This window comes from Flammeovirga sp. OC4 (assembly GCF_000812565.1).
GTDB lineage: Bacteria > Bacteroidota > Bacteroidia > Cytophagales > Flammeovirgaceae > Flammeovirga.
The window spans coordinates 36721-50499 of sequence record NZ_JTAM01000016.1 but is presented as its reverse complement, the minus strand read 5'-3'; the positions used below and the strand labels follow the sequence as shown (position 1 = coordinate 50499).

The following is a 13779-nucleotide window of genomic DNA, read 5'->3' as shown; positions in this document are numbered from 1 at the left end:
CTCATTATTATTTTGCTCTTACTTGAAGTTCGTGTACATAAAGTCTTCTTGTTAATGCTCCGATTTCTGGATTTAAGAAATCAGCAATGAGTGCCACTTGAATCTGTTTACCCAAGTATTTTTCTGGAATTTGTATCTCCAAAGCGCCTTCTAGTTTTAGATCCATTTCCTTGATTAATCCATCCGAAGGGTATTCAATAAAACGGTCGGATATATCGTTTTCTAAAATTTCCCATTCTGATTCTGCTGGAAACGCTTCATCTAGTTCTGTTGCATCAATAATAGCTACACTTAAATGTTGATTAGCATTTTCAGCTCCGCCAGTGTATCTCCAAAGTCCTGATGTTTCTATATAAGCATCTGTAGTATAATTGGTTAAATCCACCGTTTCTGTGGCTAAAAAACTTCTCGACTCTTCGCCATCTGACCAATATGCTACTAACACACGGTCGGTAATGACTCCATCTTCCTGCTGATAAGGGAAAGTCTGTCCTGTCCAAGCTCTTCTCCATGTTGTTCCTGCAAACCTTGGATTGTTCGTTGAGTCGTTCAATACTGTAGTATATTCTTCTCCTAAGAGTTCTTTAGTAACTGTCCCATAATAATTATTGGAAGTCAGGTTTTGTAATCCATAACTTTCGCTGTTGCCTTCAATGGCAATTCCATGAAATATCAGTTGACCAATGTTCGCTCCCAATACTTCAATGTCCATAATGCTTTCCTGCACTTGCTCTCCTTGTGCATTTTCTACGGCTACATCTAGTTTAAATTCCTTGAATTCATCATCACCAATAGTGTATTCTTTGGCTAGATGAATGCTTCCTGTAGCGGCATCAATTGTGAAAACATCCGTGTGATTATTCAATTTGTAAGTATATGGACCTCCACCTTTTACATTGGGCAATGCCGTTGAAAATTCCATATTAGTACCGTAAGTGGAGTATAAATTCGGAAGGTAATACAATCCGCTAGGCGCCACTTGATGTGCTTCAAATGATAATACATTTTGAAAATTCACTTCCGCAATAGCATTGGAGACCGCAATATCAAATGTGTATTCGTCAGGCAGTAAGCTATTGTATTCCAAAAATGAGATTACACCATTTTCTGGATCAATAGAGAAGTTATTGATCACTTCTACTTCTTCTCCTGAAGCATTGATCACGTTGGCAATTTTAAATTCAGCTTCACCTCCTCCTATAAATACCGAAGGCTGATAGGTGGTGAAAAAGTCTCCACATTTGTAGTCCGCCACCCCTGCGTACCTTAGGTCTTTTGGTTGACCTACGTACTTTTCTACTTTCTCTTGGGTACAAGAGGAAAGGATACAGAAGGATAGAAAAGTTAAAAAGTAGTTTTTCTTCATTTCAGTAAATAGATTGTATGATGTTTTGATTAGAAGTTTTTGCTTGATGTTTTTGGTTGTATCAAACAGGTTTTATGTAGTTGTGTAATTTTGTGTTGTAAATGTGTTTTGTGAGCTTTCGTAGCCCCATATAATACAGTCTGTGTTTTGTGCACCATAGTTAAAACTATGGGCAGGTGATACCTCAACCTAATCAAGACTGAAGTCTTGAAGGTTAGAAATGGAAACAACACTTCAGTGTTGTTGGAATTAATATCACCTGCCCATAACTTCAGTTATGGTGCCCGCAATACTTTATTTTGATTTGACCGGATTATCTTTTCTTACTTCAAATCCTTCTGTCAAAGTAAATGAAGCCCTTTTCACATTATCAGAACTTGTGCCGATATAGACATTGAAATCTCCAGCTTCCACTCCTTCGCTCATATCCCAACGGAAGTAGGTCAAGTCTTCTTTTTTGATGTTGAAAGTGACTGTTTTTGTCTCTCCTTGCTTCAAGAAAATCTTCTCAAAACCCTTCAGTTCTTTTAATGGTCTTGTCGATCTTCCTACCACATCTTGCACATATAACTGTACCACTTCCTCTCCGTCATAGTCTCCAACATTTTTCACTTCAACAGAAGCAGTGATTTCATTATCTGTTGATTTTGAAGACATTTTAATTTCAGAATACTCGAATTTTGTGTAACTCAAACCGTATCCAAAAGCATAAAGTGGAGTGTTAGGTACGTCCAAGTAAGTAGATTTATAACCTGAAGGTTTTTCTGGATTGAAAGGTCTACCAGTGTTTTTTACATTATAGAAAATTGGAATTTGCCCTACATTTCTTGGGAAAGTCATTGGCAGTTTTCCAGAAGGATTGTAAGCACCGAAAATCACATCTGCAATAGCCGGTCCTGCCATTGTACCCAAGTGCCACGTTTCTAGTAATGCATCCGCTAGTTCGTCTTCTCTTTCTAAAGTCAGCGGTCTACCGTTCATCAAGACTACTACGATAGGTTTTCCGGCTTGCTTTAAATGTGCTAACAAGTCCGTCTGTACACCTGGCACTGAAATATCAGATCTGCTTTTCGCTTCACCAGAAATCACTCTAGACTCCCCAATTGCCAATACAATTACATCCGCTTTTTTTGCGACTTCCAATGCTTCTTCAAACCCTGATTTATCTTCACCGCTTAACTTACAACCTTTCGCATAAAGCAACTCTGCCTTACCGGCTGTAGCGTGTTTCATTCCTTCAAAAAGCGATTTTGCATTCTTTGGAGAACCTTTTGCTTTCCATCCTCCCAAAACATCTTTTCTACTTTTGGCCAATGGACCAATCAAAGCGATTTTTTTCGTATTACTTAATGTTATCGGAAGGGTCTGATTTTCATTCTTCAATAAAACGATAGAACGTTGTGCTGCTAACCTTGCTTTACGCTTGAAATCTGCTGACAGCGTGACCTTCTCCTCTCTTTCTGCATTACAGTATTTGTAAGGATCATCAAATAAGCCCAATTTGAACTTCACTGTTAAGATTCTTCTTACCGCTTCATCAATCGTTTCTTCTGATACTTTATTCTCCTTGACTGCTTTCACCAAAGTATTTAAGAAAACAGCACCTTCCATATCCATATCAATACCTGCATTGACTGCCAATTCTCCTGCCGATTGTAAATTATCAGCGATGCCATGAGGAATTAATTCATTGATTGCCGTGTAGTCGGTCACTACCATTCCTTTAAAGTCCCATTGATTTCTCAATATTTCTTTGAATAAATAAGGATTGGCTGTACTTGGTATTCCATTGATTTCATTGAATGACGTCATAAATGTTTCTACGCCTGCATCTACACACGCTTTGAAAGGCGGTAAGTAAACGTCATGTAACGTCTGCATCGACATATCAACCGTATGATAATCTCGACCACCTTGTGCCGCTCCGTAAGCTAAAAAGTGCTTTGCACAAGCCAAAACCGTATTGGTAGCCGATAAATCATCTCCTTGAAAACCTTCTACTCTTGCTTTAGCCACCACACTGTTGTAATACGTGTCTTCGCCGGCACCTTCCATCACTCTACCCCAACGTGGATCTCTACTCACGTCCACCATAGGAGCGAATGTCCAATGAATACCTGCCGCTGATGCTTCTTCTGCCGCTACTCTCGCCGCTCCTTTGATCATCTCCAAGTCAAACGAACTTGCTTCTGCCAACGGAATCGGGAAGATCGTTTTAAAGCCATGAATCACATCATAACCAAACAATAATGGAATCCCCAAACGTGTTTCTTCCACGGCCATCTGCTGTAATTCCCTTGTATACTCCGCAGAAACGGCATTAAACAAAGAACCTACATGTCCGGCCTTTACATCTTTCTCCACATTGTCTCTCAATGTCGGACCCGTTACATCGCTGGAAGAAGTAAACTGCGTCATTTGCCCCACTTTCTCTTCGAGGGTCATTTTCTTCAGCAATTTCTCCACTTGTTTCGAATAGTCTTGTGCACACATCACCTGACTAATCAATAAGCCTACTACTGTAATTAATAATTTTCTCATGCTGTTACCATTAATAAAGTTGTACTGCTAGTTCGTTTGTTGGTTTACCGTCAATTTTCATAATAATTTTTCCCTTAGTGCCTGAAAGGAATTGTCCTTTATTGAAGACCAATTGATGCATTCCTTTTGATTTAGATTTAGAGGGAAATAAAGTAGTCACTACACCATTTATAGTTTCAAATTCAAAGCTCACTTTTCCTTTATTTTCTAAGAAATAATCCAGATGATAAGCTTTCAATTCAGGATGTCGAATTAATTGTACTCTTTGTGATATATTCTCTTTTACTGCTAGTGGAAATCCTGTTTTGTGGTCTGGAGAATGAATCTCCATCTTTTCTTTTGCGACTTGTAATTCAGGAATCTTCTTTGATAATTCCCAAAACAAACCACTACGGTAGTTTTCCATCATAATGACCGTTCTACCTTGATCCAAACCTAAGTAACGATCTGAATACCAATTATCTTTGATAGAATACGCATCTTTGAACCCATACTTGTCCCAAAGTCCTTCTTTATGATTTTCATAGAAGTTTCTCAATGCCATCATGGACTGATACGGCACGTATGGAAATACCCCTAAAGCACCCGATGGAGCAATCACACCTTTGTCTTTGGAAGGCCCCGCTCTGTTATTATAGCCTCCTGGAATTTGCGAAGCTGTCAATCCCCAATCTTCTTGAGAGTAACCGTATTCCTCTGGAGCAAACTTGAAGCAATACGTCCAATTGATCAATGAATGAGCGATGCTTCTTGTCCAATAAAATGTGTATTGGTCTTGCATATCTCTTGGATCCATGGTCACAAAAGGCGTCTGTGCCAAGTACAACGGTCCACCTTTTGGTTTTCCTAAATCCAATGTATAACCGAAGTATTTTCTACCATTGACAAAGTTCTTTCCATTGACATACGCTTGGTACGAAGACTTTTTGATGGCATGTTTAGGGTGACCTAAAGCAAGTACATAACTCGTCATTGCCTCATTGTAGCCTTTCATCAAGAGCTTCAAACCGTTATTTTCTTCCTGATTATCAGAATGATTCCACCATAAACCGTCTTGGTATTCATGTACGGTATAGTCTACCGCTTCCCAAAGCTTCGTAATATTTTCTCTTAACTGCTTCTCCTTTGGTGTATTTTTATCAAAATAAGCTCTTGCTACCAAAAGGCCCATCATCATGTTGGAAGTCTCCTGAATATCAGCACCATCCTGACCAGCAAATTTGATCAGCTGTCCTGTTTCCCCATGAATCAAATGAGGAAATACTCCATGATACCTAACGGCTTTATTTTCTAAGAAATCCGTCACTTTCAAAAGGTGATCCACCACTTCTTCTCTTGTCACCCAACCTCTGTGAGCACCCACAATAATCGCTTGAATACCAAAGCCCGAAGCTCCAATACCAATATCGTAACGTTTGTTTTTCAATGACCTTCTCGGTGTCAAGCCTGATACAGGGTGCGCCCATTCCCAAAAATAGCGGAAGGTCGCTTCATGTGTTTCATTGAAGATTCTTACGTCTTCTTCAAAACGTGTTTCTTCATCTGCCAGCTTCTTTTTCTTATCAGTGACAGGCTCACCAAAAGAAGTAAACAGTGTTATTAGTATAGTAAAATAGGATAAAAACATATAGATAGTGAATGTGATGTTATTGAATTATTTTGTTTTTGATTGTGCCTTCATCTTCTTCTCTTTCAACCTTCTCATACGGGCCTCCTTGCGATAGTTAGTGTTTTTCCACGACTCATAAGGCGGTTCCTCAGCTTCTTCCATCAAGCGTGCTAATTCTACTCTTAGTGAAGCTATTTCGTCTTGATACTCAGGAGCATCAATCAGGTTATTCATTTCAGAAGGATCTTTCTTTAGATCATAAAATTCGTAAGTGTCAATATTGTTATAGAAGTGGATCAATTTATATCTTTCTGTTCTTACACCATACTGTCTTTTCACCATATGGAAACCAGGGTATTCGTAATAGTGATAGTACACTGATTTTCTCCAATCCTTCGGTGTTTTTCCCTTCTCAGCCACTGCTTTCAACGATTTTCCTTGCATATCTTCAGGAATAGCAACCCCTGCATAGTCAAGGAAGGTTGGTCCGTAATCAATGTTCTGTACCATTGCCTGAGCCGTATTTCCCGCCTTAATTGCTTTTGGATAACGCATCACTAATGGCGTTTTAAACGACTCCTCATACATAAATCGCTTATCGAACCAACCGTGTTCACCTAAGTAAAACCCTTGATCTGAAGTATACACTACGATGGTATTCTCCGTCAAACCTTGTTCATCTAAGTAGTCTAACACACGACCGACATTCTCGTCGACCGCCTTTACAGTCGCACAATAATCTTGTAAATATCTTTGGTATTTCCACAATGCCATCTCTTTTTCCGTCATTTGAGAAGCATTCATTTTATCATTTTTAGCACGATACGCCTTAAACCAAGCCTCTTTCTGAACATCGGTTAACCTATCGAATAGATGAGGCCAGATGTCTTTTCTCCACTCATCTGATCCCACTGCCACTGACATTTTCAAGTCATGTCCTTCCTGAGCGTCTTTATAAATCACCATTTCCTGTTCTGCTGCTGCCTGACGCCCTTCATAATCATCAAAATAATTGTCCGGCACTGGAAACTCCACATTATCAAACTCATTCGCATAACGAATCGGTGGCATCCAGTTTCTGTGCGGTGCTTTATGGTGAATCAATAAAGCAAACGGCTTATCTGAATCTTTCTGTTCCTTGATCCAATCTAAAGAATAATCTGTCACCAAATCCGTTGTATACCCTTCTACGCGTGTTGTATCACCATTTGAAATAAAATCAGGATTGTAATACTCTCCTTGATCATTTAAGATATTCCAATAATCAAATCCTTTTGGTGTACTTTTCAAATGCCATTTACCAACTACACCTGTAGTGTATCCTGCCTCATGTAATAAGCTGATCCATGTCTGCTGAGAAGAATCAAACTTATCAGTATTGGCTCTGAAACCATTCTTATGACTGTACTTTCCTGTCAACATTGTTGCTCTTGAAGGACCACATAAAGAATTGGTCACAAAGCTTTGATCAAATTGAATACCTTCATTGGCAATGCGATCAATGTTAGGAGTAGGTGCAATTTTAGAAACCTCATGTCCGTATGCACTCACCGCTTGTAATGCGTGGTCATCAGACATGATAAAAATAATATTAGGTCTGTCAGCATTCTGTGCGAATAAACTCACAGATAGGCTTGTTAATAGTAGGTATAATATGTACTTCATTTCAATTACGTCAGGTTAAAAAAGTGCTCTAAAAAACTAAATTAAATTAGCTTTCTTTTAAAGCGTCTCTGTGACAATTCAAATGTATAGGGTTAAAAAATAAATTTTAAAAAAAATTATGAAAAATGTGTAAATAACATGCATTTAAGGACACTGAAAAACACACTTTTGCATAGATTGATAACATTAATAACAACTGTTTTACAACCTTTTAACCGAATGTAATATAATTCACGACAACTTCAATAACAATGAAGTGTGAAAAGCAAAATTTCATTAAAAAGCACCCACTTTTTAACATATGCAACCTTGTAACATTATTTACATTTAACTACATCTTTCTCTTTTTTATAATTTTAATTAATAGAGTTTTACAGCATGATGTAGCTTTCCTATCAAAGAAATGAATTAGAATCTGGAATGTAAAATGTTTTATAGTGTAATTCTGGTTCGTGTTATGGTGCGTAAGGTGTAAAACATTGCTTCTCTACAGTAGGTCACTTTCAATTGCAATGAGTTGATATAGGAGCTGTAGCAAAACCTATTTATTGAGATGTGAAATCAGGAGATTTCTGATGCTCTGTAGGACACAAATGAAGCTATCGCTTAACATTAGCTCCAGTGGTCTTTCTTACCTTATTCGTTTGGTAGTGCTTTCCTTGGCCTTGAAGGGAAAAGCGTTAGTAATTTCATGGATTGAGCCGTAAAAATGATTTTGCTGTCTGAGCATCTCAAAACGGTGAAGTTTTGATCGAGTTATCCTTTCAATAGGCGAGAGAAGTGGAATTTAGCTTTTGACTTCTAAGCCTTGAATTTTTTGCTTCTTTTTGTTCCAAGACAAAACCGAAGAAGAAAGAAGCTTGAAAGTTGACGATAATTTAGTGTACTTAAGGTGATAGAATAAATAAATATAATTCACTATCATTCTACCTAAACCATAGATACAAAACACCTTTTTAAAGCCTCTGTAAAGTACACTAATCACTTTAATCTCATTAAACTATACATTTATCATCTAATGCATAAAAACCGCTTATATCGCATTCTATAAGGTCAATTATTGACCTATTTCAAAAAATACCTAACAAATCAATAAGTTTATTTTTTAAACATTAATTTGTTTATTTTTTTATCATTACTTATCTTTGAGATGTAAACACGTATCTCCCTTATTGACTTACTTAAAAAATACTTACCCACAGTCATTGCACTGTCAAATTGAAAATTGTTAAAGAGATGGGAGAAATTGAAGAATTGCAATTCGATAGAGAAGGAGAAAAATTTAAAGAAGAATATTTGGAAGCTACAGGCTTCCCTAGTCCAGCGAAAGATTTTGCTGAAAGCGATATTTCAGCAGATGACATTATAGAGAGAGGATACAATACTTTCTTCTGTAAAATGAGTAGAGACATTCCCGAGTGGAGATTAGCCACCGGAGATTATCTAGTTGTTGCCAAAGGAGAAGACTTAAAATCAGGAGATTTATTTATTGCTTACATCAATAATGATTTTAGAATTTTCAGGATGGCAAGTGAAGGTTATTGGTCTACGCCTTATTCTATTTCTAAAAAAGAAATTAAAGTGTGGGGTAAAGTGACACACAGTATTGTAAAATTGAAAAGATAAAATTTTGAGTTAAGAATTAAGAGGGAAGAAGTTAAGATTTCTTGTGGTTCGTTGTAAGGATATTGCACTTCAACGTCCACACGGAATACTAAACAATAATAGCTATTAAAATAAAGTTGGAGAAGTTTCTCGGTTTCGAAATTAAAACGGCGCTAATATCACATTTCGAATTCCGGGAGACTTCTCCAATTATTTTGAATAAGGTAAAAATAACTCTTCATTCTTACCTCTTACCTCATGATCTCTATCCTACAAAGTATTTGCTCTTTGGAAGGTAAGACAATAACTTCACTAATATATAACTTGCTATCCAAGTCAAAGCCGTTACTAATAAGATAGAAACAGGTGTAGATAAATTCATCGGCTGTACTACATAAGTCCATGAAAGCCCAATAAAGAATAAATGGGATAGATAAACTCCGTAACTTAATCTTGAAAGTTCTTTCACCACCTTGTATACTTTTTCATTTTGATAATCGATGGTACGGATCATTAAGAATAAACCGATCGTCATTAAAATCACATTTGGTGTGCAAAAACGGAAAGGTAATTCTACAAAGTAGATTTCATTGGTATATGCCAACATCTCTCTGAATACTGTAAAAGTAATCGCATAGCCTACAAGGAAAATAACCAATCCTAAAATTCTACTTTTCGTTTTATCCAAGTTCACAAACTTTCTGAAATAAAAGGCTAGAACAATAAAACCTAAGTGACCTGAAAAGTAAAAGAGTGAATGAAACTCATTCCAGAATACTTCTCCAAATACTCCTGTAGGAAAAGCTAACTTTGCGAAATGATGGAAACTTGTGATAAACCACAACACAAGGTAAAACTCTATAAACCGTTTAGAGGCTGTTTTTAACCAAGGAGATATAATAGGTAAGAATAAGTAAACACCCACCAACATATACACGAACCAAAGGTGTCCTGATTCTAAGTTAAAGTTGTGGAGTAAAGTGGTCATTTTTCTTTGCATCACTTCGAAGTTATCGGCTCCAAAAAGATAAGGAACGATAGCGTAAAGCACAGACCAAACTATAAAGGGATAGAGGATTCTTGTAAACCTTCTCTTATAAAAAACACTTGGGGTATCTTTTACGGGAACCAGTAAATAGCCAGAGGCCATTACAAAAAGGGGAACGCAAGCCCTAATAGGACTACTCATCAGAGCGACCCAAAAATCATCTCCGGGTTTCATGGACACATGATCTACGGCAAGGTAAAAGAGTTCTATGGCATGTACCATTAAGACCATCGTAATAGAAATCACACGCAGATAATCCAGGAAAACAATTCGACCCGATGACGGGTTGTTTGTCTTCGTAGTTGTAGTAGTTACATCCATTTTCATTTAAGTATAAGTAATTATTTATCTAAGATTACTTATACCTACGGATTAAAAAATAAAGAGTATAACAACGTGTAGCCTAAAAGGAAATATTAACGACTCAAACAGTAAATATAGATGCTAAAACTACCCTTCAGTATTTTGCTGTTGTCGTTTCACTTGAAGTAGATACTCCAGGTCTTCTACTGAAGTCTCCATTGACTGAAAATATTCTAAAGCCTCAGGTTCTTTTTCATAAGCAAACTTTCCTTCAAACTCCTCTCCTACTTCTACTATTTTTGAAAGAGGAACCGCAAAGAAATCTTTTTCTAAGTTTACTTTATTGACCGAATACTTTTGTAGTCTTTCTTTTAACGTTTGATATAATTGCTCTGCATTAGTAGCATTGATCAATGCATGTACATCAAACGGAAAAGGTAAAGTTTCGCTTAAAGCATTGATTTCTGCTTGTGGATTGTCTGACTGAGTATAACCAATTTTGAAGACTTCTTCTCCAAAAGATCCATAGTTTGAAAGAATATAAACAAAGCCTGAAGTGGTCGAAGTTGACGATTGATCTGCTGCTCTTTGAATGTGCTCTTCCACTCTATCTAATTTGAATTGCAATTGCTGTACTTGCTTTTCGTTTGCCGCATGAAGTGCATTATGTAATTCTCTCTCTAAGGATAATTTTTCTTGTTCCAAACGCTCCAACTCTCCTTTTACTTTTTCTTGGAAAGTGCGCTCTTCTCTCATTTTATCCTTCAGTTCATTTTGTGATTGCTGTTCTAGATCCTTTCTTACTAGATCTTCAAACTTACGTTGCAAAGATTTCTGAGCTTGCTTTAAAGCTTCTTTATTTTCATAATCATGAGCTAAACAGAAATCAAAAACCTCTTCTAGTTTATTTTTGGTCTCCACATAATTACTAGCCGTCACTTGAGTGGCTAAGAAATCTGTATGATCTTTTAGTAACCTTTCCGCTGTCTGTACCAAGTTTTGGTGCTTTAGGTCACGATCACTTTCTACTTTCTTATATTGCTCCTCAAGAGTAAAATATTTTTCCTGAGCTTCTTTCTTTACTTGCTCTAATGTTTTTTCAAGTGCTTGATAACGCTCTTCTGAATCATCTCTTTTATTCAATAAAATGGTTTGAGCCTTTATCTTTTTTCCTCTATTAATACTTAAGAATAATAGTATTAGGGTGAGACAAAAAAGTGTAAAAAATGCTGACGCGATATAAATAAATTCGTTCTCCATTACAAGTAAAGACAAGGTTGAAAAAGTATTATTACCTCTACAAAAATAGAAAAAGTAAATAGTATTTCAAGTAAACTTTCTGAGTTGAGTTAAGGAAAATTATCCTCTCCTTCCAACTTAGTTTTTGAGTAATCGTATAAATAATTGGTAAGAATAATTTCTAAATCTATATTCGTAACTGATAGTTTCACTAGACTTAAAACAAACGTTCTATAAAGTGTCAAATCAAAATCAACAAAATGAAAATTAACGCAGAGAAAATTCAAAAAGAAGGAAAGAGTACCATAAAAGATTTCTTTCAAGTACTGATTATGGTCTCCCTTTTTTCGTGGCTGATTGGCTGGCGAAGTGTAGTTCCAACAAGTTCACTAGAACCTACTATACAAGCCGGTGATCACATTATTATTTCAAAATTAAATTACGGAGCTATTACTCCTGCTACTCCATTACAATTACCATTGATTCATGGTTATGGTTTAGATTGGATTTCACTTCCTACATATCGTTTACCTGGTTTTTCAGAAGTAGAAAAAGGAGACATTGTAGGTTTCTTTTACCCTCCTGAGGATAAGCCTGTCGATTTAAAAACAATCTATTTAAAACGTTGTGTTGCTACACCCGGCGATACCATCCGAATAAAAAATGCTGATATTTATATCAATGGTCAATTGATGTTTGATGATGTAGAAACACAACATCAGTTTGAAGTCATTACAGAAAATGGTTTATCGAAAAAGAAATTAGAAAAATTAGATCTGTATCATTATGATCATAACAACGATAAAGTCTATCCTTCAGGACAAAGAAAATTCATAGTACATATCTCTGAACAGAAAGCGGAAGCCATTAGAAAAGATCCACACATCAAAGCAGTGAAAAGCATAGTAAGCAGAGAAGCTGATTTTTATCCTACTACAAGAGTTCCTAAAAAAGGTGATATTGTTAAGCTGACATCAAAGAATCGTCAGCTGTATTTACCTATCATTTTGAAGTATGAAAACAATAATGCAAAATTTGTAGAAGGAAAAGTTTTCATTGATGGAAAGGAAGTAAAAGAATACGAGGTACAACAAGATTACTATTTTATGATGGGTGATAACCGACACAATTCTTTAGATTCTAGATTTTGGGGGTTCGTACCAGAAGATCATATTTATGGAAAAGGGACCATTGTACTGTTCAACTTGAAAGAGTTTGATAATAGCAGAATGTTTAAATCACTTTAAAACATTTTTCCTTTTCATGAAAAAAGCACTGAAGTTTATTATAACTTCAGTGCTTTTTTAAAGCTTTTGAAAATTTAAAATTGAGACAAGTGGGATAATTATTTTTTAGTCTAATCAAGGCCAGCATTGAAGAGCATAGCTTAACTACGTAATGAATATTCAAACGTAGAGCAGCTAAAAAAGAAAATCCAAAACTTCCAATTTTAATTGAACAAATGCTTACAGTGCATCTTTATAAACCCAATGCCCATTTTCCTTTTCAAAAGTAGACTTTTCATGAATCACCGAAGGTCTTCCGCTCTCCACAAAGTAAGCTTTAAACTCTACTACACCGAAATCTTCTCCTTCTAACCCTTGCTGTTTATTGATAATTTCAAGTCCTTTCCATTCTACAGACTTCGTCCATTTTACAGTTTCTCTTCTCTCCCCTCTTGACTTTGGTCTTGTTTTAGAGTGATGGCTTTTATGCAAATATTCCCCATCCGCAAGTACATAAGCAGAGTAACGAGATCGCATTAATTGCTCTGCTGTCATTACATTATTGATATCATCATGTGCTATTTTACAGCAGTCTTTATATTGTTTTCCTGATCCACAAGGGCAGTTCTTTTCTTTTTCCATAAAGGGTAAATTAGAATAATTTCGTTTTTGGCAAATTTACCAAAATCGTTTTCTATTAGCTTTATTATTATCCTTAAACTTACACAATAATAACAATTACTCTCTTACTTAATACGCTGTAAACTAAATTTCCGAATATTTATGGCATTTAGAAATCAGGAGATTTCTGATGATCTGAAAGATACGAATGACGCTATCGCTTAACATTCGCGCCAGTGGTCTTTCTACTCAATTCGTTAGGTAGTACTTTCCTCGGCCTTGAAGGGAAAAGCGTTAAGAATTTCATGAATTGAGCCGTTAAGAATGATTTTCTTGTTTGAGCACAGCGAGTTTAAAATCATTTAGGCGAGAGGAATGGAATTTAGCTTTTGACTTCTAAGCCTAGATTTTTTGCTTCGTTTTTCATCAATGGAAAAATGAAGGAGAAAGAAGCTTGAAAGTAGAGCCTATAAATGTTTGTAGAAATGTTGATTAAAAGTTAACGAAAACTTAGTTTACAATGTGCTTGATCTCCAATTGGCATTGATGGAAAAAG

The 13779-nt window shown here is 36.2% G+C and carries 9 protein-coding genes; 2 read left to right on the top strand and 7 right to left on the bottom strand.

The window, feature by feature from the left end:
* Positions 1-7 precede the first annotated feature (7 nt).
* The 4 genes from PL77_RS12480 to PL77_RS12465 form a co-directional block, all read right to left on the bottom strand.
* Positions 8-1366 (bottom strand): hypothetical protein, encoded by a 1359-nt coding sequence (locus PL77_RS12480; RefSeq protein ID WP_044205575.1) that lies wholly within the window; start codon positions 1364-1366, stop codon positions 8-10.
* 294 nt (positions 1367-1660) lie between these two features.
* Positions 1661-3907, bottom strand: a complete 2247-nt coding sequence (gene bglX, locus PL77_RS12475) for a beta-glucosidase BglX (RefSeq protein WP_052444361.1) — start codon at positions 3905-3907, stop codon at positions 1661-1663.
* A gap of 10 nt (positions 3908-3917) precedes the next feature.
* Positions 3918-5534, bottom strand: a complete 1617-nt coding sequence (locus PL77_RS12470) for a glucoamylase family protein (protein ID WP_044205572.1) — start codon at positions 5532-5534, stop codon at positions 3918-3920.
* A 27-nt stretch (positions 5535-5561) separates the two neighbouring features.
* Positions 5562-7181 carry a sulfatase gene (locus tag PL77_RS12465; RefSeq protein WP_044205569.1) on the bottom strand — a complete coding sequence of 540 codons (1620 nt, stop codon included), beginning with the start codon at positions 7179-7181 and terminating at the stop codon, positions 5562-5564.
* A 1236-nt stretch (positions 7182-8417) separates the two neighbouring features.
* Between PL77_RS12465 and PL77_RS12460 the strand changes: the two genes are divergently transcribed.
* Positions 8418-8807: a LexA family transcriptional regulator gene (locus tag PL77_RS12460; protein ID WP_044205567.1), complete on the top strand. Its 390-nt coding sequence runs from the start codon at positions 8418-8420 to the stop codon at positions 8805-8807.
* Positions 8808-9051: 244 nt separating this feature from the next.
* Here the strand turns inward: PL77_RS12460 and PL77_RS12455 are convergent, their stop codons facing one another.
* A complete protein-coding gene (locus PL77_RS12455) occupies positions 9052-10155 on the bottom strand; it encodes an acyltransferase (RefSeq protein ID WP_044205640.1) in 1104 nt (367 codons plus the stop codon).
* A gap of 129 nt (positions 10156-10284) precedes the next feature.
* Positions 10285-11397: a GIY-YIG nuclease family protein gene (locus tag PL77_RS12450; RefSeq protein ID WP_044205565.1), complete on the bottom strand. Its 1113-nt coding sequence runs from the start codon at positions 11395-11397 to the stop codon at positions 10285-10287.
* 239 nt (positions 11398-11636) lie between these two features.
* On the opposite strand from PL77_RS12450, the gene lepB reads away from it, so the two are divergent.
* The gene (gene lepB, locus PL77_RS12445) at positions 11637-12623 is read left to right on the top strand and encodes a signal peptidase I (protein WP_044205563.1); all 987 of its coding nucleotides are present in this window, start codon (positions 11637-11639) and stop codon (positions 12621-12623) included.
* A gap of 219 nt (positions 12624-12842) precedes the next feature.
* Here the strand turns inward: lepB and PL77_RS12440 are convergent, their stop codons facing one another.
* Entirely contained in the window at positions 12843-13244 is a 402-nt protein-coding gene (locus tag PL77_RS12440; protein WP_044205561.1) for a YchJ family protein, read from the bottom strand.
* Positions 13245-13779 lie beyond the last annotated feature (535 nt).